27 protein-coding genes are annotated in these 26,479 nt (G+C 52.8%); 5 read left to right on the top strand and 22 right to left on the bottom strand.

The window, feature by feature from the left end; all coding sequences use genetic code 11:
- Window positions 1-2: 2 nt before the first annotated feature.
- From pabC to yceD, 9 genes are all read right to left on the bottom strand, one after another.
- On the bottom strand, window positions 3-812 hold the full coding sequence (gene pabC, locus OGY10_RS18115; protein WP_079934888.1) for an aminodeoxychorismate lyase: 810 nt from the start codon (window positions 810-812) through the stop codon (window positions 3-5).
- A 135-nt stretch (window positions 813-947) separates the two neighbouring features.
- Window positions 948-2,189 (bottom strand): beta-ketoacyl-ACP synthase II, encoded by a 1,242-nt coding sequence (gene fabF / locus OGY10_RS18110; protein WP_003036260.1) that lies wholly within the window; start codon window positions 2,187-2,189, stop codon window positions 948-950.
- A gap of 85 nt (window positions 2,190-2,274) precedes the next feature.
- Window positions 2,275-2,511 (bottom strand): acyl carrier protein, encoded by a 237-nt coding sequence (acpP, locus tag OGY10_RS18105; RefSeq protein ID WP_000103754.1) that lies wholly within the window; start codon window positions 2,509-2,511, stop codon window positions 2,275-2,277.
- 154 nt (window positions 2,512-2,665) lie between these two features.
- On the bottom strand, window positions 2,666-3,400 hold the full coding sequence (gene fabG, locus OGY10_RS18100; RefSeq protein WP_003036255.1) for a 3-oxoacyl-ACP reductase FabG: 735 nt from the start codon (window positions 3,398-3,400) through the stop codon (window positions 2,666-2,668).
- Between the two features lie 12 nt (window positions 3,401-3,412).
- The gene (gene fabD / locus OGY10_RS18095; protein ID WP_003832182.1) at window positions 3,413-4,342 is read right to left on the bottom strand and encodes an ACP S-malonyltransferase; all 930 of its coding nucleotides are present in this window, start codon (window positions 4,340-4,342) and stop codon (window positions 3,413-3,415) included.
- Between the two features lie 15 nt (window positions 4,343-4,357).
- Window positions 4,358-5,311 (bottom strand): beta-ketoacyl-ACP synthase III, encoded by a 954-nt coding sequence (fabH, locus tag OGY10_RS18090; protein WP_003832181.1) that lies wholly within the window; start codon window positions 5,309-5,311, stop codon window positions 4,358-4,360.
- A gap of 77 nt (window positions 5,312-5,388) precedes the next feature.
- Window positions 5,389-6,468 (bottom strand): phosphate acyltransferase PlsX, encoded by a 1,080-nt coding sequence (gene plsX, locus OGY10_RS18085; protein WP_103014535.1) that lies wholly within the window; start codon window positions 6,466-6,468, stop codon window positions 5,389-5,391.
- 123 nt (window positions 6,469-6,591) lie between these two features.
- Window positions 6,592-6,765, bottom strand: a complete 174-nt coding sequence (gene rpmF / locus OGY10_RS18080) for a 50S ribosomal protein L32 (protein ID WP_003036242.1) — start codon at window positions 6,763-6,765, stop codon at window positions 6,592-6,594.
- A gap of 16 nt (window positions 6,766-6,781) precedes the next feature.
- Window positions 6,782-7,303, bottom strand: coding sequence for a 23S rRNA accumulation protein YceD (gene yceD, locus OGY10_RS18075; protein WP_003036239.1), 522 nt, complete (start codon window positions 7,301-7,303; stop codon window positions 6,782-6,784).
- 197 nt (window positions 7,304-7,500) lie between these two features.
- Between yceD and OGY10_RS18070 the strand changes: the two genes are divergently transcribed.
- Window positions 7,501-8,085, top strand: a complete 585-nt coding sequence (locus OGY10_RS18070) for a Maf family protein (RefSeq protein ID WP_003832177.1) — start codon at window positions 7,501-7,503, stop codon at window positions 8,083-8,085.
- An 82-nt stretch (window positions 8,086-8,167) separates the two neighbouring features.
- Here the strand turns inward: OGY10_RS18070 and rluC are convergent, their stop codons facing one another.
- Complete coding sequence (gene rluC / locus OGY10_RS18065; protein ID WP_003036228.1) at window positions 8,168-9,121, bottom strand: 23S rRNA pseudouridine(955/2504/2580) synthase RluC; 954 nt, start codon at window positions 9,119-9,121, stop codon at window positions 8,168-8,170.
- A gap of 574 nt (window positions 9,122-9,695) precedes the next feature.
- Between rluC and rne the strand changes: the two genes are divergently transcribed.
- Entirely contained in the window at window positions 9,696-12,959 is a 3,264-nt protein-coding gene (gene rne / locus OGY10_RS18060; protein ID WP_079934892.1) for a ribonuclease E, read from the top strand.
- A 40-nt stretch (window positions 12,960-12,999) separates the two neighbouring features.
- On the opposite strand, the gene OGY10_RS18055 is transcribed toward rne, so the two are convergent.
- Window positions 13,000-14,025 carry a LysR family transcriptional regulator gene (locus tag OGY10_RS18055; RefSeq protein ID WP_286577138.1) on the bottom strand — a complete coding sequence of 342 codons (1,026 nt, stop codon included), beginning with the start codon at window positions 14,023-14,025 and terminating at the stop codon, window positions 13,000-13,002.
- 21 nt (window positions 14,026-14,046) lie between these two features.
- Between OGY10_RS18055 and OGY10_RS18050 the strand changes: the two genes are divergently transcribed.
- Window positions 14,047-15,246, top strand: a complete 1,200-nt coding sequence (locus OGY10_RS18050) for an MFS transporter (protein ID WP_079934893.1) — start codon at window positions 14,047-14,049, stop codon at window positions 15,244-15,246.
- A 78-nt stretch (window positions 15,247-15,324) separates the two neighbouring features.
- Here OGY10_RS18050 and flgL read toward each other — a convergent pair whose 3' ends face one another.
- The 11 genes from flgL to flgB all read right to left on the bottom strand — a co-directional run bounded on the left by flgL (window position 15,325) and on the right by flgB (window position 25,275).
- The gene (gene flgL / locus OGY10_RS18045; RefSeq protein WP_079934894.1) at window positions 15,325-16,278 is read right to left on the bottom strand and encodes a flagellar hook-associated protein FlgL; all 954 of its coding nucleotides are present in this window, start codon (window positions 16,276-16,278) and stop codon (window positions 15,325-15,327) included.
- Between the two features lie 14 nt (window positions 16,279-16,292).
- Complete coding sequence (flgK, locus tag OGY10_RS18040) at window positions 16,293-17,969, bottom strand: flagellar hook-associated protein FlgK (RefSeq protein ID WP_079934895.1); 1,677 nt, start codon at window positions 17,967-17,969, stop codon at window positions 16,293-16,295.
- A gap of 64 nt (window positions 17,970-18,033) precedes the next feature.
- Window positions 18,034-18,984, bottom strand: a complete 951-nt coding sequence (flgJ, locus tag OGY10_RS18035; RefSeq protein ID WP_079934896.1) for a flagellar assembly peptidoglycan hydrolase FlgJ — start codon at window positions 18,982-18,984, stop codon at window positions 18,034-18,036.
- Complete coding sequence (locus tag OGY10_RS18030) at window positions 18,984-20,060, bottom strand: flagellar basal body P-ring protein FlgI (RefSeq protein WP_032934416.1); 1,077 nt, start codon at window positions 20,058-20,060, stop codon at window positions 18,984-18,986. The genes flgJ and OGY10_RS18030 overlap by 1 nt, the downstream gene beginning before the upstream one ends.
- 33 nt (window positions 20,061-20,093) lie before the next feature.
- Window positions 20,094-20,792, bottom strand: a complete 699-nt coding sequence (locus OGY10_RS18025) for a flagellar basal body L-ring protein FlgH (protein ID WP_032934415.1) — start codon at window positions 20,790-20,792, stop codon at window positions 20,094-20,096.
- A 57-nt stretch (window positions 20,793-20,849) separates the two neighbouring features.
- On the bottom strand, window positions 20,850-21,632 hold the full coding sequence (gene flgG, locus OGY10_RS18020) for a flagellar basal-body rod protein FlgG (protein WP_003036202.1): 783 nt from the start codon (window positions 21,630-21,632) through the stop codon (window positions 20,850-20,852).
- A gap of 13 nt (window positions 21,633-21,645) precedes the next feature.
- A complete protein-coding gene (locus OGY10_RS18015) occupies window positions 21,646-22,401 on the bottom strand; it encodes a flagellar basal body rod protein FlgF (RefSeq protein ID WP_003832161.1) in 756 nt (251 codons plus the stop codon).
- Window positions 22,402-22,421: 20 nt separating this feature from the next.
- Window positions 22,422-23,714, bottom strand: a complete 1,293-nt coding sequence (gene flgE / locus OGY10_RS18010) for a flagellar hook protein FlgE (protein WP_191226173.1) — start codon at window positions 23,712-23,714, stop codon at window positions 22,422-22,424.
- A gap of 26 nt (window positions 23,715-23,740) precedes the next feature.
- Window positions 23,741-24,439: a flagellar hook assembly protein FlgD gene (gene flgD, locus OGY10_RS18005; protein WP_008784359.1), complete on the bottom strand. Its 699-nt coding sequence runs from the start codon at window positions 24,437-24,439 to the stop codon at window positions 23,741-23,743.
- 11 nt (window positions 24,440-24,450) lie between these two features.
- Window positions 24,451-24,855, bottom strand: a complete 405-nt coding sequence (gene flgC / locus OGY10_RS18000; RefSeq protein WP_003036191.1) for a flagellar basal body rod protein FlgC — start codon at window positions 24,853-24,855, stop codon at window positions 24,451-24,453.
- A 3-nt stretch (window positions 24,856-24,858) separates the two neighbouring features.
- Entirely contained in the window at window positions 24,859-25,275 is a 417-nt protein-coding gene (gene flgB, locus OGY10_RS17995) for a flagellar basal body rod protein FlgB (protein ID WP_003036189.1), read from the bottom strand.
- A 157-nt stretch (window positions 25,276-25,432) separates the two neighbouring features.
- Between flgB and flgA the strand changes: the two genes are divergently transcribed.
- Both flgA and flgM read left to right on the top strand, forming a co-directional pair.
- A complete protein-coding gene (flgA, locus tag OGY10_RS17990; RefSeq protein WP_003832155.1) occupies window positions 25,433-26,092 on the top strand; it encodes a flagellar basal body P-ring formation chaperone FlgA in 660 nt (219 codons plus the stop codon).
- Window positions 26,093-26,185: 93 nt separating this feature from the next.
- A complete protein-coding gene (gene flgM, locus OGY10_RS17985) occupies window positions 26,186-26,479 on the top strand; it encodes a flagellar biosynthesis anti-sigma factor FlgM (RefSeq protein WP_128611796.1) in 294 nt (97 codons plus the stop codon).

Below are 26,479 nucleotides of genomic sequence, written 5' to 3'. Positions count from 1 at the left end.
GACTAATTCGGGTGCTCACAAAGTGGGGCTAAATAATCGAATAACAAACGTGAAGACAACAACGTGTCGCCACAGGCACGCACGGGAATAATGGGCATTAACGCGTTACAGACGACGATTTCATCAGCCTGCATTACCTCCTCCAACCCGGCATACACTTCGACAATACTGAATGGCGATTGTGCCAGCATCCGGATACAGAATTGTCGCATAATACCGTTCACTCCGGCCTGGTCCAGCCGGGGCGTGTAAACCACATCGCCTTTACGCCAGAACAAATTAGCCGCACAGCATTCCGTAACCCATCCCTCGCTGTCAAGAACCAGCGCTTCATCGGCGTCCGTCTGTTCAAGATGAGAGCGAATCAACACCTGCTCCAGTCGATTCAGGTGTTTAAGCCCGGCAAGCAGTGGATTACGTCCCAGCCGCACTGGGCTTAGCGCCAGCGTAATACCTTCTTGCCGCCAACGATCGTAATGATCGGGCCAGGATGAAACGGAGAGGATGCGTGTGGCACTATGACAATTTTTGCCACTGTAACCCCGGCCTCCACTGCCACGGCTGATAATCACTTTCAACACTCCGCGTACGTGCCCTTTCGCCAGCATTTTCATTTCATTTTGCAGCTCGGACCAATCTTCAAAAGAGATCAGCAGTTTTTGGCAAGCGTCTTGTAAACGCGCAAGATGCGCTGCAAAGAGAGGAATTTCACCGTCGATAATACAGGCAGTGGTAAAACAGCCATCACCAAATTGGGTCGCTCGATCGCTTGCGGCCAGCATATCTTGCTCGCAGCCATTAATTAAGAACATGGTGGCTCCTTATTTCTGGTCCGCTAGTTTGGCAGGATGAGTAACACAGGACAAGGGCGGAAAACCGAATAAAAAAAGGCCCGACAAGCGGACCTTTTCAATTTGCTATCGATGCTAGCGCATCACCTGACGGACTTAAATCTTTTTAAAGATCAAAGAGCCGTTGGTACCACCGAAGCCAAAGGAGTTACACAGCGCATACTCCAGACCACTAACCTGACGCGCTTCATGAGGTACGAAGTCCAGGTCACAACCTTCATCCGGGTTATCCAGGTTGATGGTTGGCGGAATAGCCTGATCGCGCAGCGCCAGGATAGAGAAAATAGACTCTACCGCGCCCGCCGCACCCAACAGGTGTCCGGTCATGGATTTGGTGGAGCTTACCATCACACGGCTTGCCGCATCGCCAAAGACAGATTTCACTGCCTGGGTTTCAGCTTTATCGCCTGCAGGCGTAGACGTACCATGCGCGTTGACATAGCCAATCTGACCCGCTTCAATAGCCGCATCGCGCAGTGCGTTGACCATTGCCAGCGCAGCGCCTGCACCGTTTTCCGGTGGCGACGTCATGTGGTAAGCATCGCTGCTCATACCGAAGCCAACGACTTCAGCATAGATTTTTGCACCGCGCGCTTTCGCATGCTCGTACTCTTCCAGTACCACCATGCCAGCGCCGTCGCCCAGCACAAAGCCGTCACGCTCTTTGTCCCATGGGCGGCTTGCCGCTTGCGGGTTATCATTACGCGTAGACAGTGCACGTGCCGCGCCAAAGCCACCCACACCCAACGGCGTACTGGCTTTTTCAGCACCACCCGCAACCATCGCGTCTGCATCGCCGTATGCAATGATACGTGCGGCATGACCGATGTTATGCACGCCTGAAGTACAGGCGGTCGCGATGGAGATGCTTGGCCCTTGCAGGCCGTACATGATGGTCAGATGACCAGCCACCATGTTAACAATCGTCGACGGAACGAAGAACGGGCTGATCTTACGCGGTCCACCGTTTACCAGTGAGGTATGGTTTTCTTCGATAAGACCGAGACCGCCAATACCAGAGCCGATAGCGGCGCCAATACGATGAGCGTTCTCTTCCGTAATTTCGAGGCCAGAATCCTGCATGGCCTGAACGCCAGCGACAATTCCATATTGAATGAAGGCATCCATCTTGCGCTGTTCTTTGCGCGAGATAATGTCTTCACAGTTAAAATCCTTTACTAAGCCAGCAAATTTCGTTGCATAGGCGCTAGTATCGAAATGGTCGATCAGGCTGATGCCACTCTGACCGGCAAGGAGAGCTTTCCAGGTAGACTCTACGGTATTGCCGACAGGAGACAACATGCCCAGTCCGGTCACAACTACACGACGCTTAGACACGGTTGTCCTCCAGGGAGGGAAAATAATTCAAGTGGGATAAAAAGATAAAACTCAGGCGGTCGAATGACCGCCTGGAGATGTTCACTTACGCCTGGTGGCCGTTGATGTAATCAATGGCAGCCTGAACGGTAGTGATTTTCTCAGCTTCTTCGTCCGGAATCTCAGTATCAAACTCTTCTTCCAGAGCCATTACCAGCTCAACGGTGTCAAGAGAATCTGCGCCCAGGTCTTCAACGAAGGAAGCATTGTTGGTTACTTCTTCCTGCTTAACGCCCAGCTGTTCGCCGATAATTTTCTTAACGCGTTCTTCGATAGTGCTCATACTCTTAAATTTCCTATCAAAACTCGCTTTCGCGATGGTTTTCGTAGTGTATAAAATGTTGAAAAATTTGCAACTAAATCCCGGCAGGTCTTACCACGATTTTACGTTATTTTGAGGCCAAGACCTACAATAACGCAAATATTTTTCATCGTGGTTAAACCATGTACATCCCGCCGTTGACGTGCAAAGTCTCACCTGTGATGTAACTTGCTTCGTCAGAAGCTAAAAATGCAACCGCACTGGCGATTTCCTGAGCGCCACCGAGGCGACCCGCAGGAACCTGCGCCAGAATACCCGCACGCTGATCATCAGACAGCGCACGCGTCATGTCCGTTTCAATAAAGCCCGGAGCAACAACGTTTACAGTAATGCCACGAGACGCAACTTCGCGCGCCAGTGATTTACTGAAGCCGATCAGACCCGCTTTCGCCGCAGCGTAGTTAGCCTGACCCGCATTTCCCATGGTACCAACCACAGAACCGATAGTGATAATACGCCCATGACGCTTTTTCATCATAGCTCGCATTACCGCTTTTGACAGACGGAAAACAGATGACAGGTTGGTTTCGATGATATCGTTCCACTCGTCATCTTTCATGCGCATTAACAGGTTATCACGAGTAATCCCGGCATTATTGACCAGGATATCGACTTCACCAAATTCTGCGCGAATATTTTCCAGAACAGATTCGATAGATGCCGGATCGGTCACATTCAACATTAGACCTTTACCATTTGCACCTAAGTAATCGCTAATGGCCTGCGCGCCGCTTTCGCTGGTAGCAGTACCGATAACTTTCGCGCCACGGGCAACAAGTGTCTCAGCAATTGCGCGGCCAATGCCACGGCTTGCACCGGTAACCAGCGCGATTTTTCCTTCAAAACTCATGGTCTTCCTCTTTTATTGCTCTAGCGCCGCAGACAATGCCGCCGGCTCATTCAGTGCCGAAGCAGTCAGGGTGTCAACAATACGTTTCGTCAGACCGGTCAGAACTTTACCCGGACCGACTTCATACAGGTGCTCTACGCCCTGGGATGCCATAAATTCAACGGTTTTAGTCCACTGAACCGGGCTATACAGCTGACGAACCAGCGCATCGCGAATTGCGTCTGCCGTGGTCTCGCACTTCACGTCGACGTTGTTCACAACCGGAACAGTCGGCGCGTTAAAGGTGATTTTCTGCAGCTCAACGGCCAGTTTCTCAGCGGCAGGCTTCATCAGCGCGCAGTGAGAAGGAACGCTGACCGGCAGCGGCAGCGCACGCTTAGCGCCCGCGGCTTTACAGGCAGCACCAGCACGTTCTACGGCTTCTTTATGCCCGGCAATAACCACCTGACCCGGTGAGTTAAAGTTTACTGGTGAAACCACCTGGCCTTCGGCAGACTCTTCGCACGCTTTAGCGATAGCGGCATCGTCCAGACCGATAATAGCAGACATGCCGCCAGTGCCTTCCGGAACCGCTTCCTGCATGAATTTGCCACGCAGTTCAACCAGACGTACGGCATCGGCAAAACCGATAACACCCGCACATACCAGAGCAGAATATTCGCCCAGGCTATGACCCGCCATCAGCGCAGGTGTTTTACCCCCCTGCTGCTGCCATACGCGATAAAGCGCAACGGATGCGGTCAACAGCGCGGGCTGCGTCTGCCAGGTTTTATTCAGTTCTTCAGCCGGACCTTGCTGAGTCAACGCCCACAGATCATAGCCCAGTGCAGCTGATGCTTCAGCAAATGTTTCTTCAACAATTGGGTAGTTTGCTGCCATTTCAGACAACATCCCAACGGTCTGGGAACCCTGCCCCGGAAACACAAATGCAAATTGCGTCATGTTTAAATCCTTATACTAGAAACGAACCAGCGCGGAGCCCCAGGTGAATCCACCCCCGAAGGCTTCAAGCAATATCAACTGCCCAGCTTTAATACGCCCGTCGCGGACGGCTTCGTCCAGCGCGCACGGTACGGAGGCAGCAGAGGTATTACCATGTCTGTCGAGCGTCACGACAACATTATCCATCGACATACCCAGCTTTTTAGCTGTCGCGCTGATAATGCGCAGGTTAGCCTGATGCGGCACCAGCCAGTCCAGCGCAGAACGGTCGAGATTATTGGCTTCCAGCGTTTCATCAACGATGTGCGCAAGCTCGGTCACCGCGACTTTAAATACTTCGTTACCCGCCATCGTCAGGTGGATCGGGTTTTCCGGGTTCACGCGATCGGCGTTAGGCAGCGTCAACAGTTCGCCGTAGCGACCGTCAGCGTGCAGATGCGTGGAGAGAATACCTGGCTCTTCTGATGCGCTCAGTACAACCGCACCAGCCCCATCACCGAAAATGATGATCGTTCCGCGATCGGTTGGATCGCAGGTACGGGCCAGGACATCGGAGCCAACGACCAGAGCATGCTTAACTGCGCCAGATTTAACGTACTGGTCGGCAACGCTCAGGGCGTAAGTGAAGCCAGCACAAGCGGCTGCAACGTCAAACGCCGGACAGCCTTTGATCCCCAGCATACTTTGGATCTGGCACGCCGCGCTTGGAAATGCGTGAGTGGATGATGTGGTAGCAACCACAATCAGACCAATTTGTTCTTTGTCGATGCCCGCCATTTCAATCGCACGGTTTGCGGCGGCAAAGCCCATCGTCGCAACTGTTTCATTTGGCGCTGCAATATGGCGTTCACGGATACCTGTACGAGTGACGATCCACTCATCAGACGTCTCAACCATTTTTTCCAAATCGGCGTTAGTACGCACTTGTTCAGGCAGATAGCTGCCAGTACCAATAATCTTCGTATACATGTACGCTCAGTCACTTTTTGGTTATATACCGCTACGAGCAAATCGCTGATACGTTGGCCACATTCACAAACGCACCGTTATCTGTGTGCTCGTGATTTTGCGTTTTCACCACCGTCCAGCAGTTCGAATCCAGCTGGGTATACAGATTCCAGGCGAGCGGCAATTCGCTGAGGAACTTGTCGCTGCACCGCCTGCACTGCCTGTTCAATCGCGACTTCAAATGCTCGCTGATTGGCCGCACCATGACTCTTAATCACCGTGCCGCGCAATCCTAACAGACAGGCGCCATTATACTGGTCGGGGTTGAGGTGACTAAATCGCCTTGTCAGGCTTTTTTGTAACCAACGTTTTAATAACAGAAGCCACCACGACCGTTTTTTGCCCTCACCCTGAGATTTCAGCAGTGAAAGGAACATTCTGACAACACCTTCCATCGTCTTTAATGTGACATTACCTGTAAAACCGTCACAGACCAACACATCGGTTTTGCCAGTCAGTAACTCATTGGCTTCAAGATAGCCGATATAATTAATGGAAGGGATTGTTTTTAGCACAGCTGAAGCATCTCGAATACTGTCGAGACCTTTCGTTTCTTCTTCGCCGATGTTGAGTAACGCTACACGAGGATTGGCAATGCCAACAACCTCTTCTGCCAGCACGGAACCCATGACGGCAAATTGCACCAACATCGTGCTATCACAATCTACGTTGGCGCCCAAATCCAGCACCACCGTTTTGCCCTTTTGCTGATGGGGTAACACCGTCACCAACGCAGGACGCTCAATCCCCTCAAGAGGTTTGAGCAATAACTTCGCAAGTCCCATGAGTGCGCCCGTATTACCGGCGCTGACACAAGCTTGTGCCTGACCTTCTTTCACGAGCTCCAGGGCAACACGCATTGAGCTTCCACGACTGGCGCGAATAGCTTGCGAGGGCCGGGCATCACTGGCAATAACTGACTGAGCAGGGATAATCTGCAGACGCGAACGTTGTTCGAAGTCAGCTTTGGCAAGTAATGGCGTGATTGTATCGGGATCCCCGACTAAAAGAAGTGTGAGTTGCGAATTAGAATTCAGTGCCTGCAATGCTGCAGGCACTGTCACGGTAGGGCCAAAATCTCCCCCCATGACATCTAACGCCAGGGTTAGACGTGTCAAGGTATCGTCGCTGCCCGGTTAGGTGTTTCCCCAGTCACCCGGGGAAAGCCTCACTAAGCTTCATCACGCGTTCACTCTTTGTCTTTCTCACCAGAAGTGGGAAAGCCATTGAGTCATGCGTGATTACTTAGCGATTACCTTACGGCCACGGTAGAAACCGTCGGCAGTGATGTGGTGACGCAGGTGTTGTTCACCAGAAGTTTTGTCTACAGACAGGCTGGTGACTGCGGTCAGAGCGTCATGAGAACGACGCATGCCACGTTTGGAACGGGTTGGTTTATTCTGTTGTACGGCCATGGACCTTACTCCTCAATTACTTACGCTTTAAGCTGGCTAATACGGCAAATGGGTTTGGTTTTTGCGCTTCATCAGGCAATTCGCCAAAGACCATGTCCGCCTCGGACACTTCACAGTGTTCAGAATCATGCACCGGAACTACCGGCAAGGAGAGGATAATCTCATCTTCAACCATTGCAAGCAGATCGATTTCACCGAATTCGTTAACCTCAATCGGCTCATACGCTTCCGGGAGTGCTTCAGCCTGCTCGTCAGAACGGACAGGACTAAAACAATATGTTGTGTGAACATGAAGTGGGAACGGTTTCCCGCAACGCTGACATTCGAGCGTAACCGATACCTTCGCATCACCGGTTATAACGGCGAGACGCTGGTTATCGATAGCGAACGACATGGAGCATTCCACATCACTGTCCACACTGACTACAGAATCGGCGACGCGCTCAACCAGATCAGAAGTATAGATACCTTCATAATCGAGGCGTTTTTGAGCCGTACGAACCGGATCAAGAGTCAGGGGTAATTTTACCTTTTGCATAGGGCGCGCATATTAACTTTGTAACGTCATATAGTCAAAGAAAAAGGCAGCCTGTGGTTGCCTTTTGCCAATAATTCGCACACATTGCGGGTCATCGACTTAAAATCGCTCAAGACAAGCCACTACAGCCAGCTTGTAGGTCGAAGTCCATAGTTTAAAATGGCTATCATCAATACGCTATATGCGAGGGAAAAAATATGCCTCAACTTATTCTTGCTTCTACCTCCCCCTGGCGTCGCGCTTTACTCGAAAAACTGGCAATCCCGTTTGAATGCGCTGCGCCAGAGGTTGATGAAACGCCGTTGCCCGGCGAAGCACCACGCCATTTAGTCTTGCGACTGGCGCAGAAAAAAGCGCAATCTCTCGCCCACCGTTACCCATCGCATCTGATTATTGGCTCCGATCAAATTTGTGTTCTTGATGGTGAAATAACCGGCAAACCATTAACTGAAGAAAATGCGCGCCAACAATTACTCAAAGCCCGTGGCAATATTGTGACGTTTTACACCGGACTGGCGCTGTATAATTCTGCGACCGGACATTTACAAACTGAAGTAGAACCTTTTGACGTCCATTTCCGTCATTTAAGCGAGGCGGAAATTGATGATTATCTGCGCAAAGAGCGCCCGCTCCATTGTGCAGGTAGTTTCAAAAGTGAAGGGTTAGGTATTGCACTCTTTGAACGTCTGGAGGGTCGTGACCCAAATACCCTGATCGGTTTGCCGCTTATCGCGTTGTGTCAAATGCTGCGGCGGGAAGAGATGAACCCGTTGAATGCCTGATTGATCTGCCTGATGGCGACGCGATGCGTCTTATCAGGCCTACGGTGCATCACACGATTGTAGGCCTGATAAGCAACGCGCATCAGGCTTTACTGCGTAAAACCTCGAGGCAGCGCTTCAATTGCTTATCCATCGGCGCCTCAATACGCATCACTTCACCCGTTCCCGGATGGGTAAATTTCAACGCTGCGGCGTGCAGGAAAAGTCGATTCAACCCCGTATCCGCCAGTTGCTTATCGAACTCACGGTCACCGTAGCGATCGTCAAAAGCAATTGGATGACCGGCATACTGGGTATGCACACGAATCTGGTGCGTACGTCCGGTCACCGGGCTACAGCGCACAAGCGTGGCAAACGCATAGCGCTCTTCCACTTTAAAACGTGTTTCTGACGGTTTGCCTTCCTGGTTCACCCGCACGATACGCTCACCGCTTTGCAGAATGTTCTTTAACAGCGGCGCCTGCACGGTTTTGACATGCGACTGCCATTGGCCTCGAACCAGCGCGAGATAGTCTTTCTGCATGCCTTTTTCACGCAGTTGTTCATGCAATGAACGCAAGGCTGAGCGTTTTTTGGCAACCAGCAGCACGCCGGAGGTATCCCGGTCGAGGCGATGCACCAGTTCAAGGAAACGCGCTTCCGGGCGCAGCGCACGTAATCCTTCAATGACGCCAAAGCTTAACCCGCTTCCGCCATGTACGGCCGTACCTGAAGGTTTGTTAAGCACCAGAATGTGGTCATCTTCATATAAAATGACGTCGGTCAGCGCCGCGACCTTTTGCAGGTTCGGTGAAATGGCCTCTTCTTCACGTTCAGCGACACGCACAGGTGGAATACGCACAATATCCCCGTCTTCGAGTTTGTACTCGGGTTTAATGCGTTTTTTATTCACCCGCACTTCGCCTTTACGCAAAATGCGATAAATCATACTTTTCGGCACGCCCTTAAGCTGGGTGCGCAAAAAGTTATCGATGCGTTGCCCTGCTTCGTCGGCAGTAATGGCAACTGTTTTTACGGCTGGAGTCTCTGTTTTCATGGGGGCCGATTTTAAATAGCCATCAAGATTCGCGCCACACATTTTTCTATGCTTATATTAACTGCTATACCCTATTACTTAAGTTTGACATAGCCGATTTGGTGGTTATTAAAGCAATCACTACGCGGAAGTGAAAAAACTGTGAGTAACCGGGTGATAAATGGCAAAAGTCATCTTGCTATAACAAGGTTAGCAGTGGAATAATGAGGTTGTTTCCGTGTTGAATCTTGTTAAAACAAGAACTTTTCCGGAATGACCCAATTTTGCCCGACCGATCATCAACGCAGCAATGGCGTAAGACGTATTGATCTTTCAGGCAGTTAGCGGGCTGCGGGTTGCAGTCCTTACCGGTAATATGGAAGCTTTTCTGGAGAGTAACACCCAGACTGTTCCCCTGATAATTGCGCTGTGTTTCCGTATGAAATGCAGGCAACCGACACTCTGCGCCTCTTTGAGCTGACGATAACCGTGAGGTTGGCGACGCGAATAGACACGAGGCCATCGGTTCACACCCGGAAAGGCATTACTCTGCCCGCAGCTTAGTCGTCAATGTAAGAATAATGAGTAAGTTACGATGAAAAGAATGTTAATTAACGCAACTCAGCAGGAAGAGTTGCGTGTCGCCCTTGTAGATGGGCAACGTCTGTACGATCTGGATATCGAAAGTCCTGGACACGAACAGAAAAAAGCCAACATCTATAAAGGCAAAATTACCCGTATTGAACCGAGTCTGGAAGCTGCTTTTGTTGATTACGGCGCTGAACGTCACGGTTTCCTCCCGTTAAAAGAAATTGCCCGCGAATACTTCCCCGCTAACTACAACTCCCATGGTCGTCCCAACATTAAAGACGTGTTGCGCGAAGGTCAGGAAGTCATCGTTCAGATCGATAAAGAAGAACGCGGCAATAAAGGCGCTGCGCTGACTACCTTTATCAGCCTGGCGGGTAGTTATCTGGTTCTGATGCCGAACAACCCGCGCGCGGGCGGTATCTCCCGCCGCATTGAAGGCGACGACCGTACCGAATTAAAAGAAGCGCTGGCAAGCCTGGAACTGCCTGATGGCATGGGCCTTATCGTGCGTACCGCAGGGGTCGGCAAATCCGCCGAAGCGCTGCAGTGGGACCTGAGCTTCCGCCTGAAGCACTGGGAAGCGATTCAAAAAGCCGCTGACAGCCGCCCTGCTCCGTTCCTGATCCACCAGGAAAGCAACGTTATCGTTCGCGCTTTCCGTGACTACTTACGTCAGGACATCGGCGAAATCCTTATCGATAATCCGAAAGTGATGGAGATGGCGCGTCAGCACATCGCCGCGCTGGGTCGTCCGGATTTCAGCAGCAAAATCAAACTGTACACCGGCGAAATCCCGCTGTTCAGCCACTATCAGATCGAGTCTCAGATTGAATCCGCGTTCCAGCGCGAAGTGCGCCTGCCGTCCGGCGGCTCAATCGTTATTGACAGCACAGAGGCCCTGACCGCTATCGATATCAACTCCGCGCGTGCAACTCGCGGCGGCGACATCGAAGAAACTGCGTTCAACACTAACCTTGAAGCAGCCGATGAAATTGCCCGTCAGCTACGTCTGCGCGACCTCGGCGGTCTGATTGTAATCGACTTCATTGATATGACGCCGGTTCGCCACCAGCGCGCGGTTGAAAACCGTCTGCGCGAGGCCGTACGCCAGGACAGAGCGCGTATTCAGATCAGCCATATTTCTCGCTTCGGTCTGCTTGAGATGTCTCGTCAGCGTCTGAGCCCGTCTCTGGGTGAATCCAGCCATCACGTGTGCCCGCGCTGTTCCGGCACCGGTACCGTACGTGATAACGAATCACTGTCGCTGTCTATTCTGCGTCTGATCGAAGAAGAAGCACTGAAAGAAAATACGCAAGAAGTTCATGCTATTGTTCCTGTGCCAATCGCCTCTTACCTGCTTAACGAAAAACGTACCGCGGTTAATGCTATCGAAACGCGTCAGAATGGCGTGCGCTGTGTGATCGTGCCAAACGATCAGATGGAAACCCCGCACTATTCTGTGCTGCGCGTACGTAAAGGGGAAGAAACACCGACCCTGAGCTACCTGCTGCCGAAACTGCATGAAGAGGCAATGGCATTGCCGACGGAAGAAGAGTACGTCGAGCGTAAACAGCCTGAGCAACCGGCGCTGGCCACCTTCGCCATGCCAGACGTTCCGCCAGCCCCTGCTCTGCAGGAACCTGCCGCGAAAGCCACCGCGCCTAAAGCTGCAGCAGCAACCGCAGCCGTTGCCGCACAACCCGGTTTGATTAGCCGTTTCTTTGGCGCACTGAAGTCCATCTTCGGTGGTAGCGAAGAAGTGAAACCGGTTGAACAACCTGCGCCGAAAGCTGAAGAGAAAACCGAACGCCAGCAGGATCGTCGTAAACCGCGTCAGAACAATCGTCGCGACCGTAACGATCGTCGTGATAACCGTGATAATCGCGGTGACCGCGACAACCGTAGCGAACGTTCAGAAAACGGCGAAAACCGTGAAGATAACCGCCGTAACCGTCGTCAGTCCCAGCAGCAAAATGCGGAAGCTCGCGATAACCGCCAGCAAACCACTGATGTTGCAGACAAAGCGAAATCCGGTGATGAACAGCAGGCGCCGCGTCGCGAACGCAACCGCCGTCGTAACGATGACAAGCGTCAGGCTCAGCAGGAAGTTAAAGAGCTGAACCAGGCTGAACAACCTGTGCAGGATACTGAGCAGGAAGAGCGCGTACGTCAGCCTCAAACCCGCCGCAAACAGCGTCAGTTGACTCAGAAAGTTCGTTTCACAGACAGCCCGGCGGTTGAAGCCGAAGTGGCTACTGTTGCTGCAATCGCTGAAACTGCTGTTGCTCAACCAACAGAACAGCCGGTACCGTCACAGCGCACCGAACTGGCGAAAGTTGATCTGCCAGCCGTCGTTGCGACTGAGCAGGAAGACAACAGCGAAGCTCGTGACTCCAACGGTATGCCGCGTCGTTCTCGCCGCTCTCCTCGCCATCTGCGCGTTAGTGGACAGCGTCGTCGTCGTTACCGTGACGAGCGTTATCCGGTTCAGTCACCGATGCCGTTAACGGTCGCCTGCGCATCTCCTGAATTAGCGTCCGGTAAAGTTTGGATCCGCTACCCTGTCGCACGTCCTCAGGATCAGCAGGTTGAAGAACAGCGTGAACAGGAAATGGTCCAGCAGCAAGCTGCACCTGTCGCCGTAGAGCCTCAGGTTGCTGCCGCTGCCGTTGAACACATTGTGGATACCCCTGCGCCGGTTGAAGCCGTGCAACCAGAGGTTGTCGTAGCTGAGCCTCAGGCCGCCGTTGTTGAAACCACACAGGTTGAAACCACGCATCCGGAAGTGATTGCGACCCCTGTCGAGGAACAACCGCAAATTATCGCTGCATCTGATGCGCCCGTAGCAGAAGAAATCGCCGCTGAAGCCGAACCTGTGGCTGACGTTGTGACTGCACCGGTTACCGAAGAGCCTGCAGAGGTGGTTATTCCCCAGCCAGAAGTGGTTGAAGAGATTGCTGAAGTTGTGGAAACAGCGCCAGCTGTTGAAGAGGTTGCAGCGCCGAAAGTCGTTGTTGCCGCGCCTGTCGTCGAAACTGAAGTCGTTAAGGCTGAAGTTGTCGCAGCCAGCGCTGATGCTGAACACCTGCATAGCCATGCAACCGCGCCAATGACCCGCGCTCCGGCACCGGAATATGTGCCAGAAGCGCCGCGTCATAGCGACTGGCAGCGTCCGGCATTCGCCTTTGAAGGCAAAGGTGCCGCAGGTGGACATAGCGCAACGCATCAAGCGACTGCGCCAGCAACACGTCCACAGCCTGTTGAGTAAGCCATAATCAATATCAAAGCCGGCCTTCGGGTCGGCTTTTTTATATCTGATCTACGCCTTTCATCCCCGTCAGCTGCGGCATAACATCCTTCATTAGGGCCAGAAACTTGCGTAAGCGGGTCGGATAGTAACGCGCCCACGGATAAACCAAATGTACAGGCAACGGCGCCGCATGCCACTCAGGTAGCAACGCAACCAGACGTCCGTCGGCAATATCCTCCGCCACCATCCAGCTTGAAACAATAGTCACTCCCAACCCCGCCAGCGCGGCATTTCTTGCGACATAAATACTGTCTGTGCTTAATCTGGGTGAAATATTCAGCGTGACTGGCTCATTACGCAATTGGTGCAACAACGAAACGCTATGCTGATAAAACGTGTTCACTGCAATCCAGGGCAGCGCTGATAACTGCTCAGGATGAGAAAGCTCGCCATATTGCTCCAGCAGTCCTGGACTCACCACCATACTACGGGGAACTTCAGCCAGTAAGACGGAAACCGTGGCCGGATCCACCTCAGCACCAACCCTGATCGCGCAATCAATATTATCGCTCAGAAAATCAACGGTTTTATCGTTGAGCATCCACTCTACTGCCAACTGGGGATAGCGCGAAAAAAACTGCAAAAGCGGCTCAAGTAGTTGTTGTTGCCCGAAGGCATGCGGTGCGCGGACTCGCAACGTCCCCACCGGTTCATCTTCTGTGACATTAAGTCCATCTTCCAGCGCCAGCCAGGCATCAATAATCTTCTTAGCATGCTGATAGCCTCTTTCGCCGTCGTCGGTCAATTTCATCGCATGCGTGGTACGCATAAGCAGTTTCACACCCAGCAGCGTCTCCAGCGATTGCAGCCGTCGGCTTACGGTCGCCTGCGTCGTCCCTATCTGTTTTGCCGCTGCCGAAAGCGATCCTGCTTCTACGATACGCACAAACGTGCGCATCAGCTCCACCCTGTCTATACGTTCAGTTTTTATCATTATCAGTTTCTTCATACGTCTGGCGTATAACTGTTTTACCACTGCGCTCGCTACCGCACCACCCGCAGAAGGATAAAAATAGCCGCACATCCTGTGATTGAGGAATCATTTGTGAACACACATACCGCACTTTCCCGTTGGGTCATTTTTGTTCTGGCAATGGGCGCCGGATTCAGCGTGGCCGCTATCTACTACGCCCAGCCTCTTCTGCCTTTAATGGGTCAGGATCTGGCCTTAAGTCTCACCGGTATGGGGTTGGTCCCGACGCTGACCCAGGCGGGATATGCGTTAGGTATATTGTTTTTATTGCCATTAGGCGATCGTTATGACCGCCGGACATTAATCCTGCTGAAAAGCATCTCTCTTGCCGCGCTGCTGCTGGCCTGTAGCTTTACCGGTCAGTTGCATTCGCTATTACTGGTGAGCCTGCTGATGGGAATGGCGGCAACCATGGCACAAGATATCGTTCCCGCGGCGGCTATTCTGGCGCCGGAAGGCAAGCAGGGAAAAACGGTGGGCACTGTGATGACGGGCCTTCTGCTGGGGATTTTACTCTCACGTACCGTCAGTGGAGTGGTGGGCGAAGCGTTTGGCTGGCGCGAGATGTATCAACTCGCTGCCGTCAGCATTGCCATAATTACCGCGATTATGTGGAAAGTACTGCCTCGCTTTACGGTCCATTCCACGTTGAGCTATCCATCATTAATGTTCTCAATGGCGCAACTTTGGCAACGATATTCCACCTTGCGCCGCGCAGCACTGGCACAAGGCTTTCTGTCCATTGCTTTTAGCGCCTTCTGGTCTACGCTGGCGGTAATGTTATCTGAGCATTACCACATGGGTAGCGCTATAGCGGGTGCTTTTGGTATCGCGGGGGCAGCCGGAGCGCTTGCCGCACCGTTGGCGGGTCATCTTGCCGATAAAGTGGGTGCGGCAAAAGTAACGCAATTGGGTGCTTTGCTGGTAACGGCATCTTTCGCTCTGATGTTTTTGTTACCCGCCCTGCCCGTTCAGGGGCAATGGCTGCTCATCGCCCTTTCGGCGGTAGGTTTTGATCTCGGATTGCAATCCAGCCTGGTTGCCCACCAGAATCTGGTCTATAGCCTGGAGCCTCTGGCACGAGGACGATTGAACGCTCTGCTGTTTACGATGGTGTTCATTGGTATGGCGCTGGGTTCGGTTCTCGGAAGTCAGGTCTACGCCCTGGCAAATTGGGAAGGTGTTGTTGCGTTGGCTACCTTCAGCAGTGCAATTGCGTTGGTCATAAGACTGACGGGGACCCCGTCGCTTAGTAAGACGTCGGTTGCCTAAAAAAATGCCCGCTCCGGGGTGTTAAAGGAGCGGGCAGACAAACATACCCAGTTTCAAGATATGTTTCAAAACGAGGCGTTAACGATTGAGCTGGAACAACGACATTCCCTGCATATCGGTAAACGCTTTATAGGATGCCTGTAGCGCAGCCTGCTGCATGACATAAGACGAGATCGCGGCGTTCCAGTCGACATCCACCAGATTACTCATCTGCTGAGTTTGGCCTAATGCACGATCGGCACCCAGTGAATCCAGCGAGCTTAATTCACTCAGCTGCGTACCTAATTCTGCACGGACGCTCAAAACATTATTGAGTGAATTCTTTAAACCACGGTTGGTTTTATCAATGGCAGCAGCGGCGGTAGCTTTTGCAACGTCATCACCCTCAATAGGGGTTTTGAGCGCATCAATAGCAGTATCCAGCATTTTAAACAGGTTCTTTTCCTGAGTACCGCCACCAGGTTCCGGTACGGCGTTGCTTGTCAGGTTGGCGAATACTTTATCGCCAGTATGACCAATCACCATGGTTCGGGAGGCATCGACCTGTTGGGTAACGTTTGTTGTACCACCGCTGTAAGCGCCATCTGCCTGGGCAAACGGTGCAGATTCTGTTTTATATCCACCGAAAATATAGCGACCATTACCGTCGGTACTGTTTGCCAGGTTCATCAGCTGATCGCGGATCCCCTGTAGGTCGGTGGCCAGCGATGCACGGTCATCATCACTTAACGTTCCGTTCCCGGCATAAACGATTTTTTCCTGTGCAGCCTGAATTGCCGTCGTCACCTGGCTCAGAACATTCTCTTCCAGCGACACCTTTTGCGTCGCGAATGAGCGTGCCAGCGTATATTGGCTGTTCTGCGCCTGAGCCTGAGAAAGTACCACGGCCTGCGAGGCGGCAATCGGATCGTCTGATGGGTTGATCACGCGTTTGCCCGTTGACATCTGCTCGCCGAACTTCATCCATTCAGCCTGAGAGTTAGTGATGCCACGCATATTCTGCTGGTACATCATCTGGGTGCTGATACGCATTGTGTCCCTCTCCCTTAGCGGATATTAATCAGTGCATCAAACAACGCATTCGCGGTCTGCAGCACTTGCGCGTTAGCCAGGTAATACTGCTGAAAACGCTGTAAATTACCGTACTCTTCGTCGAGGTTTACGCCGGAAATAGATTGTTGCTGCCGGTAAAGCTGTGTCACCACGTTGTTCTGGGTGGTGGCACTGGTTTTCAGCGTAGCGGTTTTGTTCCCGACATCGCTTACCAGCGTGGCATATGCATCGTTGAAGGTCTTATTGCCGACAGTCGCTTTGGTTTGCAGATCTAACAGTTTCTGACCGTTACGGTTGTCGCTCTTGCCTTTATCGATGGTGGGGTCCGTATCATTTTTAGACACTTGAGCCATGGCGATTTTCGACTCATCGGTCACCTTGACTTTCATATCAACGATGACGTTCTCTACCGGCTTCAGAATAAAACTGTCATTTTCTTGAGGCCCGGGCTTGGTGGGATCAATAGTCACCGTCACTTTCAGACCATCAATATCCAGTTTTCCGTCCTTATCAGGTTTAGCTTCAAACGTTGTGTTATCTGCCAGACGCGTCACCTGCCACTTACCGCCACTGAACACAACCTTATAGTCGGTAGCCTGTACTTTCGAACTGTCACCAACTTCTGCAGTTAATTCCGCTTTGCCAATGTTATTCTTATTACTCAAAACTGACGGGCTGCCGATATCGAAGAAATTCTCACCTTTAACGCCGTTGGCATCAAAACCTTCTTTATGCTGGGCGTTAAATGCACTGGCAAATGCAAGCGCCAGTTGACCGAGGGTATTACGCGTCTGATCCAGCTCCTGAGAACGGAAGGTGAGCAGTCCGCCCAGTGAACCGGTATTCAGCAGTTTCTCCGGAATTTCAACAGCTCCGGCAACGCCATCAACGTAGGCCACGGTTGTACGATTAGGATCATCGCTGGAAGGCACTGCCGCCAGTTGACGTGCATTGCTGCCCTGTACCAGCGAATAGCCGTTGGCCATGGTCAGGTTGTAAGTGCCACCATCCTGAACGCTGACTTCAACACCGACAATCTGATTCAATTCACTGACCAGCTGATCGCGCTGGTCAAGCAGGTCGTTAGGAGACGCACCTGCGCCGACGCCTGTCATACGAGAAATCTGGTCGTTGAGGCTGGCAATTTGTTTCGAATAGTTGTTGATCTGATCAACGCTGGCTTTAATCGCGGTATTGACCTGCTTATCCTGATCGCGCAGATACTGGTCGGTCGTTTTAAACTGATTTACCAATCCATCAGCTTTACCGATTAGCGCCTGGCGTGCCGCCGGATCTTCGGCGTTGCTGACCAGCGTTTGCAGGCTGGTAAAAAAGTCCTGCATGGAGGTCGAAATAGAACTGGTTTTGCTGGAGAGCAGATTGTCGATTTTTGACATTTGCTCATAACGTGTCGTCAGACCGCTGCTCTGGTTCTGCGCTGCTCGCAACTGGTTAGTGATAAAGGAGTCATATTCACGTTGTACACCAGAAACATAGACACCATTGCCTACCCAGCCCCCCGCACCCAGCGTGCTGTTCGCTTGCGCCATAATTGTCGTCTGTCGGGTATATCCGGCAACGTTATAGCTGGAGATGTTGTTACTGGCAGTATTCAACGCGGCCTGCGCTGCGCTGAGTCCACTCATCGCGTTATTAATCAAGCTGGACATGGAGGTTCCTTGTAATCCTTCAATACTCGTTATTATCGGCAGCAGGTCGGTAGACTTGAGCTATTTAAAAGAGATTATCGATGTTCGTGCTGTAGGTTTTGCTCACTTTTTCACTCATCGATTTCAACTGCTGGATCATGCTGGTTAATTTTCGCGCATAGTTAGGGTCCGTGGCGTAACCCGCATTTTGCAATGCCTGCGCCCCTTGCTCGGCGGTCGAGGCAGCGGTCACTGCTGCATAGCGCGGGTTACGGGATATCAGACCGACATAATCCGACAACGCCTCAAGGTAAGAGCTATAGACGCGGAATCTGGCTTTCACCTTTTTCGCCTCACCGTTTTCATATTCAGTCGTGGTGATTTCAGTGGTTGGACCTTTCCAGCTTCCCGAAGCCTTCACGCCAAAAATGTTGAAGCTCGGTTCACCGTTCTCACGGCGAATTTGTCGCTGCCCCCATCCGGATTCCAGCGCCGCCTGTGCCAGAATCAGATGATGCGGGACGCCGCTTTGCTGGCTGGCCAGCTTAGCCGGCAGCGATAGCTGGGCGAGGAAGTCTTTACTGTCACCTGACAGCGGCTCATCATTGCTTTCTGTCGCCCGGGGGATGGCTTTGCGGACCAGTTGCGTCAATGCCTGATTTTGATAGCTGGTCACCGTTTCCAGTGAAAACTTCATCGGCACCTGCGGCGCGTCATCCGCAGGTTGCGCTTGCCCTTCAGTCATCTGCTTGACCATCATTTCAGCCAACCCCAGACCTTTGCCTGCGGTCATTTGCTGCGCAATTTGTTGGTCATACATACTGGTATACAAGCGCGTTGAATCGCTGCTAAACACGCCATCTTTCGGCAGCGCTTCACGCATGCTTTTCAGCATCATCTGCACGAACATCCCTTCAACCTGACGGGCGACCGGACGGATATTCGCCGCCGGGTCCTGGCCCGCTTTCGCTTTCAATTCGTTCAGTGATTGCGCATCCCAGGCAGCGCTGGTCAACAGTTTGCTGTCACCAATCATTAGATGATTTCCAGTTTGGCGCGTAAGCAACCCGCGCTCTGCATCGATTGCAGAATGGACATCAGATCCATCGGCGTTGCCCCCAGCGCATTCAGCGCACGTACCACATTGTTCAGGTTGGCGCTGGAACGCACGCTTTGCAACGAACCACCGCTCTGGCGCAGGTCAATCTGGGTTTGTGGCGTCACCACGGTTTGTCCACCGCCAAATGGTGTGTCCGGCTGGCTGACGTTCGCCTGGCGGTTTACCGTAATCGACAAGTTGCCTTGTGCCACAGCACAGCTATCCAGCGTCACTTCGCGGTTCATGACGACAGATCCGGTGCGCGAGTTGATAATCACTTTCGCATCCTGCGGCGTGACGTTCACCTCAATATTCTGGATATCAGCGAGGAAACGCACCTGCGAGCTGTTACCGCTTGGCACGCGCACCTGAATGGTTCGGGCATCCAATGCTGTTGCGCTACCAAAGCCACGCGAGCGGTTGATGGTGTCGGTAATCTGCTGCGCCATCGTGAAATCTTCATTATTGAGCTGCAGATTAATGGTGTTACCACCGCCGAACTGGCTGGGTAATTCACGTTCGATAATCGCGCCGTTGGTAATGCGTCCACCATTGAGCTGGTTAACCTGCACGCTACTGCCACCTGCAGCCGCACCCGCACCGCCCACCAAAATATTCCCCTGAGCCAGCGCATATACCTGACTATCAACCCCTTTTAACGGGGTCATCAGCAGCGTACCGCCGCGCAGGCTTTTGGCATTCCCCATAGAGGAAACCACTACGTCGATGGTTTGTCCCTGACGACCGAATGCAGGAAACGACGCGGTAACCATCACCGCCGCCACATTTTTCAGCTGCATATTGGTACCAGTTGGCACGGTTATCCCCAACTGCGAAAGCATGTTATTGAGCGTTTGCGTCGTAAACGGCGTCTGTGTGGTCTGGTCACCCGTTCCATCCAGACCGACTACCAGCCCATAACCTATCAACGAGTTTTCCCGCACCCCCTGAACGCTGGTCAGGTCACGAATACGGTCAGCATGCGCAAAGGTGGTTATCAGCACCAGTACCATTCCAACAAAAGATTTAAACACTGGGTACCTCGCTTACATCGGCGACAAGTTAAGGAAGAAACGCTGCAACCAGCCCATATTCTGCGCTTCATTGATGTAGCCGTTGCCGACGTACTCAATACGCGCATCCGCAACCTGGGTTGACGGTACGGAGTTGCTGCCACTGATGGTGCGCGGGTTAACAACCCCGGAGAAGCGGATGAATTCAGTGCCCTGATTTATAGCGATCTGTTTTTCACCCACGACATGTAAGTTGCCATTCACCAGTACCTGATCGACCGTTACGGTCAGCGTACCGCTGAAGGTATTTCTGGCGTTCGCGCCGCCTTTACCGTTAAAGGAGTTACCGCCGGAGGCTTCTACGTCTGCACGTTCGTTACCGAACAATCCTTCCAGATAGCGCGGTACGGTATCAAAGCCAAAGTTTGTCTTGCCGTCGCGACTGGCGTTCGCCGAAGAGCTTTTGCTCGCGCTGACGTTTTCCTGCAATACGATGGTCAGCGTATCGCCAATATTGCGTGGACGACGATCTTCAAAGAGTGGCTGATAACCATAGTTAATCGGTTGTGCCGACTGGAAGATTGAGCCATTCGCCACCGGCGTTGGACCTGGAACTGGCTGGGCAGACGTTGCGCCCTGCACGAGCGGCGTGGCCGGGATCCAGGCACATCCTGTTAGTGAAACCACCAGCAGGGCTAAAATTGGGTATGGGTGAAGCGCGTATTTTCGCATTGCGGTCATCTTCAAAATCAGTGTGCCGGTGAGGTTTTCACCCCACCGGGCTCCACTTTAGAGTTGCGTCAGTTTTTGCAGCATCTGATCGGTGGTCGATACCGCTTTACTGTTGATTTCGTAAGCGCGCTGAACCTGGATCATGTTTACCAGCTCTTCCGCCACGTTGACGTTAGAGGTTTCAACATAGCCCTGATACAGCAGACCCGCGCCGTTCAGCCCTGGCGTGCTCTCATTCGGCGCACCGGATGACTGCGTTTCGGTGTACAGATTCTCACCAATGCTTTCCAGACCGGTATCGTTCATGAAGGTTGTCAGGTTAAGCTGCCCGACCTGAACAGGCGCCGCCTGCCCCTGTTGGGTCACGCTGACAATACCGTCACGTCCAATGGTGATACTGAGCGAGTTAGCCGGAATGGTGATGGCAGGCTGAACCTGAAAACCACCCGCCGTCACCAACTGACCGTTCTGATCCACCTGGAAAGAACCGTCGCGGGTATAAGCGGACGTACCATCGGGCAACATGACCTGGAAAAAGCCCTGGCCTTTAATCGCCACATCTTTACTGTTGTTGGTCTGCGACAGGTTACCCTGGCTGTGTAAACGCTCGGTCGCAACCGGACGTACGCCGGTACCAATCTGCAAACCAGACGGCAGTGTGGTCTGTTCAGAAGACTGTGCGCCAGGCTGACGAATCGTCTGGTACAACAGATCTTCAAATACGGCACGTTGGCGCTTAAATCCGTTGGTGCTGACGTTTGCCAGGTTGTTGGCAATCACATCCATGTTGGTTTGCTGCGCATCCAGGCCGGTTTTGGCGATCCATAATGAACTGATCATAAAATGTCCTGTATTAACTCATCGACAGCAGTTGGTTGGCGCGGCCCGCGTTATCATCCACGCTACTGATAATTTTCATCTGCATTTCAAAGCGGCGGGCGTTGGCGATCATGTCGCTCATCGCAGCAACCGGTTTAACGTTACTGCCTTCCAGCACGCCCGACATCACGCGAATGCTGGGGTCAGCCTGTAACGTCGCACCACGGGTGGCCTGTGCGGCCTGGGTCAGACGGAACATACCGTCATCGCCACGTTGCACTTCAAGCCCTGTAGCCTTCACCAGCTTCAACCGCCCCACTGGCGCGACCGTATTAGCCGGATCGCCAGGGTTAAGTGCAGAAATGGTCCCGTCCGCCGCAATGGTGACTTCCGAGCCTTCTGGTACGGCGATCGGTCCGGCTTCGCCAATTACCGGGTGTCCCTGAATAGTCAGTTCACCCGTTGGGCTCACCTGAATAGCACCGTTACGGGTATATCCTTCGCTACCGTCAGCGGTCTGCACAGCCAACCAGCCATCCTGTTGCAGCGCCACATCCAGCGGGCGGGAGGTATAGTCCATCTGACCGGGCGTCATATCGGCCCCCGGCGTGGAGGCCACGACCAGCGTACGCGTCGGTAAAGACAATCCTTCTACAGGAACCGCGCGCAGTGCATTGAGCTGCGCACGAAACCCTGGCGTGGAGGCGTTTGCCAGGTTGCTGGCCGTCACCGCCTGTTGATTCAGCGTCTGACTGGCCGCGCCCATGGCGGTATAAATTGCGTGATCCATTAAGCCATCCCGTCAGGCGCTTAGCGCAGGTTGACCAGCGTGTTGAGGATCTGATCCTGGGTTTTGATGGTCTGCGCGTTCGACTGATAGTTACGCTGGGCGACAATCATATTCACCAGTTCTTTACTCAAATCCACGTTTGACGCTTCCAGCGCGCCGTTGGTCAGCTTGCCGAAGTTACCTTCGCCTGCGGTACCCAGCAGCGCCACGCCAGAAGACTGAGTCGCCGCCCAGACGTTGTCGCCCTGAGACGCCAGACCTTCGTTGTTGGCAAAGTTTGCCAGCACGATCTGCCCCAGAACCTGTTGCTGTTCGTTGGAGTAGTTACCGACCACGGTACCGTCATTGTTAATCTGGTAGCTCACCAGATCGCCCGGCTTGTAGCCGTTCTGATTCGTGGCAACGATGTTGTTGGCACCGGTGTTCTGCTGCATGGAATTCAGGAAGCTCAGGGAGAAGTTCGCCGGAACTGCGCCATTGATCGTACCAGTGGAGATCTGAATTTGCGGTTGGGCATTAGCTGGACCTTCAACGGGGATTTTTGGTCCATCCGGATCTGCTGGATCGACTGGCACCGTCCCTTCAACATAATTATTCACAGAAGTCAGCGTACCGTTAGCACTAAAGTTCATCACCGCATTCTTGCTGGCAACTGAACCCGCAACGCTGGCATCCTGGGTGTAGACATCCCATTTGTTAGGGCCTGTTTTGACATAAAAAATATTCATGTCATGAGCGTTACCCTGGCTATCGAAAACGGTAACACTGCCTTTTTTGTTGTAGGAATCCGCATCGCTTGGATTAAACGGGGTCTTGGTAGGGACCTTGTCAGTGGAGTTCAGGTTGACCTGCATTGACGCAGTGGTGGTTGATTTAGCCGCCATCAGCGTATTCGGGATAGTGATCGGTGCCGGGTTCGCACCCTGCTGAACTGTTGGCGGTGTACCGGTAGCCGGATAGCCTGTCAGCTGCAGCCCCTGCATGTTAACGATATTGCGGTTTTCATCGAGTTTGAACTGACCGTTACGGCTGTAGAAAACGGAACCGTTGCTGTCTACCATACGGAAAAAACCGTTCTGGCTGATAGCAACGTCCAGACCACGTCCGGTGTTGGTGGTAGTACCGTCGGTAAAGTCCTGAGTAATACCCGCAACTTTAACGCCCAAACCGACTTTCGAACCGGCAAACATATCGGCAAAAGATGCCGTGCCAGATTTAAAACCGTAGGTGGCGGAGTTGGCGATGTTGTTACCAATGACATCGAGGTTGGTCGCTGCAGCGTTCAGACCGCTGACCGCTTGAGAAAAGGCCATGACTTACTCCTGATAAGTGTGAAGGCTTAAATTATCTGCCGTACTTCGTCGAGGGTGGTGGTTCCATAGGTGCCCAGATCCAGCGTATTACCGCCGTTACTGCGAATAACGCCCTGCACCAGCGCAAACTGAAGCGGCTGGGCCACCAGTTGCGTTCCGCCATTACTGGCAGCAATTGACACGTTGTAAGAACCGCTTGGTGCATCCGTGCCATCGGTCATGGTGCCGTCCCAGGTAAAGGTATGAACGCCTGCTTTCAACCCGCCAATGTCAATGGTGCGCACCACTTTGCCGTCTTTATCGGTAATGGTTGCGGTAACCTTATCTGCCGGTTGCTGCAGCTCAATTCCAAATGGTGTTGTCGTGGTTTTGGCACCCTCTTCTGTCCCTTTACCGGTCAGGATGGTGGTACCCGGGATCATGACCCCGTGGCCAATCAGAGTACTGGCCTGCAGCGACTGACTGTTGTCGATCTGCCCGGAGATCGATCCCAGCGTAGTGTTCAGTTTCTCAATCCCGCTCACGGTACTGATTTGCGCCAACTGGGTAGTCAGTTCGTTGTTTTGCAGCGGGTTGGTAGGGTCCTGGTTTTTCAGTTGTGCAACCAGCAGCGTAAGAAAGCTGCTTTGCAGGTCAGCGGCGTTGCTGCCCGTCAGGGAGCTGTTCCCCGTGGCGGCATTAACCCCCGTCGTGCTCGGGTCATTCATTTTTACAGCAATAGACATGTGCGCCTCCTTTACTGGCCTAGCGTCAGCGTTTTAAGCATCAAGCTTTTCACGGTGTTGAGCACTTCGACGTTTGCCTGGTAGCTACGTGAGGCAGACATGGTGTTGACCATCTCGCCAACAACGTCCACATTCGGCATTTTTACATAGCCGTTCGCATCGGCCAGCGGATTACCGGGTTCATAAACCAGCTTATCCGGCGCCTGACTTTCAATGACGTCAGCGACTTTTACGCCACCGGTTGCCGCACCTGGCGCAGCATCTACCTGAAAAACAACCTGCTTCGCGCGATACGGCTGACCGTCGGGTCCGCTGACGCTATCCGCATTCGCCATGTTGCTGGCCGCGACGTTCAGGCGTTTAGACTGAGCCGTCAGCGCAGAACCTGCGATATCAAAAATATTTAACAGCGCCACGAATTAGTTCCCTCCTTGCAGCACGTTCATCATGCCTTTGATTTGTCCACCCAGCGCCGTCAGCCCCATTTGATATTTGAGGCTGTTGTCTGCAAATTGCGTGCGCTCCCGGTCCATATCTACCGTGTTGCCATCAAGAGATGGCTGGTCAGGAATACGGTAGAGCAGCTCCGTAGACGGCGCAGAAACGGTCTGGGCCGGAATGTGTTGTGCAGAGGTCAGCGTCAACGAAACGCCGCCGGTTTCTTCCCGTCCTCGCACCATGACTTTTTTTAATTCACTGGCGAAATCCAGGTCGCGCGCCTGATACCCCGGCGTGTCGGCATTGGCAATGTTGGCCGCCAATATTTCCTGGCGTTGGGCGCGCAAATTCAGCGCTTCCTGTTGAAAACGTAAGGCGGCGTCGAGCTTATCGAGCATATCTCCTCCGCAAATGACAAAATTCAGCCGACAGCTTAAATCCCATTACGCGCGCGTTATCGCCGGAATAAACGCAAAATGCGTCGCTATTTGTTGCGTTGATGACTGCGTCACACAGGTAAAATCCTGCCACTACCTGAAAAAGCGCGAGGTTTTGATGCAAACGTTTAAACGTGGAATAGTCGTGGCAGCACTGCTGTTCAGCCCTATGACGCTGGCGCAAGACCTGAATTCGCAGCTAACGGCATGGTTTTCCCAGCGCCTGGCCGGATTTAGCGATGAGGTGGTGGTCACTATCCGAACGTCACCTAACTTACTGCCGAGCTGTGAGCAACCAGCACTAAGCGTGTCAGGTAGCGCGAAACTGTGGGGTAATGTGAATGTGCTGGCCCGCTGTGCCAACGAAAAACGTTATCTGCAGGTGAACGTGCAGGCGACGGGGAACTACGTTGTTGCCGCTGCGTCCGTAGCGCGAGGTAGCACCTTGACCCCAGCCAGCGTAACGCTGAAACGTGGTCGACTGGACCAACTACCGCCGCGTGCGGTGCTGGATATGAGTCAGGTGCAGGATGCAGTGAGCCTGCGCGATCTGGTGCCGGGCCAACCGATACAGCTTTCGATGTTGCGCCAGGCATGGCGGATCAAGGCCGGTCAGCGCGTACTGGTAATTGCCAACGGAGATGGCTTTCGGGTCAATGCCGAAGGTAAAGCGCTGAACAACGCCGCTGTCGCACAGAATGCGCGAGTGCGGATGATTTCAGGCCAGGTGGTGAGCGGCGTCGTCGATTCTGATGGGAATATTCTTATTAACCTATAATAGGTTAAAGATTTTTTAGCGTGTGCCGATAGATAAACAACCAATGATTACAGCGGGCCGCTATAGCGTAACCCCTCGATGAGGAAAAATAAAATGAGCATTGATCGTACCTCACCATTGAAGCCAGTAAGCACCGTTCAGCCGCGTGAAACCAGCGATGCGCCGGTACAAAAAGCGCTGAAGGAAAAAACCACCACGACCACCAGCACCAGCGTCATGCTGAGCGACGCCCAGGCCAAACTGATGCAGCCCGGCACCAATGACATCAATATGGAACGCGTGGAAGCACTGAAAACCGCAATCCGTAACGGTGAATTGAAAATGGATACCGGAAAAATTGCCGACTCGCTGATTCGCGAGGCGCAGAGCTACCTACAGAGTAAATAA

The sequence above is a fragment of the Citrobacter sp. Cpo148 genome, from assembly GCF_030332375.1.
Taxonomy (GTDB): Bacteria; Pseudomonadota; Gammaproteobacteria; order Enterobacterales; family Enterobacteriaceae; genus Citrobacter; species Citrobacter portucalensis.
Note: the sequence above shows the minus strand (reverse complement) of the source record. Positions and strands in the feature narration are given on the sequence as shown.

What these genes read in the sequence shown, in the direction of transcription:
- rpmF (WP_003036242.1), bottom strand. Translation starts at nt 6,765, where the DNA reads ATGGCCGTACAACAGAATAAACCAACCCGTTCCAAACGTGGCATGCGT.
- flgG (WP_003036202.1), bottom strand. Translation starts at nt 21,632, where the DNA reads ATGATCAGTTCATTATGGATCGCCAAAACCGGCCTGGATGCGCAGCAA.
- rluC (WP_003036228.1), bottom strand. Translation starts at nt 9,121, where the DNA reads ATGAAAACAGAGACTCCAGCCGTAAAAACAGTTGCCATTACTGCCGAC.
- fabD (WP_003832182.1), bottom strand. Translation starts at nt 4,342, where the DNA reads ATGACGCAATTTGCATTTGTGTTTCCGGGGCAGGGTTCCCAGACCGTT.
- flgB (WP_003036189.1), bottom strand. Translation starts at nt 25,275, where the DNA reads ATGCTCGATAAGCTCGACGCCGCCTTACGTTTTCAACAGGAAGCGCTG.
- rne (WP_079934892.1), top strand. Translation starts at nt 9,696, where the DNA reads ATGAAAAGAATGTTAATTAACGCAACTCAGCAGGAAGAGTTGCGTGTC.
- flgD (WP_008784359.1), bottom strand. Translation starts at nt 24,439, where the DNA reads ATGTCTATTGCTGTAAAAATGAATGACCCGAGCACGACGGGGGTTAAT.
- fabH (WP_003832181.1), bottom strand. Translation starts at nt 5,311, where the DNA reads ATGTATACGAAGATTATTGGTACTGGCAGCTATCTGCCTGAACAAGTG.
- flgL (WP_079934894.1), bottom strand. Translation starts at nt 16,278, where the DNA reads ATGCGTATCAGCACCCAGATGATGTACCAGCAGAATATGCGTGGCATC.
- OGY10_RS18025 (WP_032934415.1), bottom strand. Translation starts at nt 20,792, where the DNA reads ATGCGAAAATACGCGCTTCACCCATACCCAATTTTAGCCCTGCTGGTG.
- pabC (WP_079934888.1), bottom strand. Translation starts at nt 812, where the DNA reads ATGTTCTTAATTAATGGCTGCGAGCAAGATATGCTGGCCGCAAGCGAT.
- flgA (WP_003832155.1), top strand. Translation starts at nt 25,433, where the DNA reads ATGCAAACGTTTAAACGTGGAATAGTCGTGGCAGCACTGCTGTTCAGC.
- OGY10_RS18030 (WP_032934416.1), bottom strand. Translation starts at nt 20,060, where the DNA reads ATGGTACTGGTGCTGATAACCACCTTTGCGCATGCTGACCGTATTCGT.
- fabG (WP_003036255.1), bottom strand. Translation starts at nt 3,400, where the DNA reads ATGAGTTTTGAAGGAAAAATCGCGCTGGTTACCGGTGCAAGCCGTGGC.
- OGY10_RS18015 (WP_003832161.1), bottom strand. Translation starts at nt 22,401, where the DNA reads ATGGATCACGCAATTTATACCGCCATGGGCGCGGCCAGTCAGACGCTG.
- acpP (WP_000103754.1), bottom strand. Translation starts at nt 2,511, where the DNA reads ATGAGCACTATCGAAGAACGCGTTAAGAAAATTATCGGCGAACAGCTG.
- flgJ (WP_079934896.1), bottom strand. Translation starts at nt 18,984, where the DNA reads ATGATTGGTGACAGCAAACTGTTGACCAGCGCTGCCTGGGATGCGCAA.
- flgE (WP_191226173.1), bottom strand. Translation starts at nt 23,714, where the DNA reads ATGGCCTTTTCTCAAGCGGTCAGCGGTCTGAACGCTGCAGCGACCAAC.
- OGY10_RS18055 (WP_286577138.1), bottom strand. Translation starts at nt 14,025, where the DNA reads ATGTGCGGCTATTTTTATCCTTCTGCGGGTGGTGCGGTAGCGAGCGCA.
- flgK (WP_079934895.1), bottom strand. Translation starts at nt 17,969, where the DNA reads ATGTCCAGCTTGATTAATAACGCGATGAGTGGACTCAGCGCAGCGCAG.
- flgM (WP_128611796.1), top strand. Translation starts at nt 26,186, where the DNA reads ATGAGCATTGATCGTACCTCACCATTGAAGCCAGTAAGCACCGTTCAG.
- OGY10_RS18070 (WP_003832177.1), top strand. Translation starts at nt 7,501, where the DNA reads ATGCCTCAACTTATTCTTGCTTCTACCTCCCCCTGGCGTCGCGCTTTA.
- yceD (WP_003036239.1), bottom strand. Translation starts at nt 7,303, where the DNA reads ATGCAAAAGGTAAAATTACCCCTGACTCTTGATCCGGTTCGTACGGCT.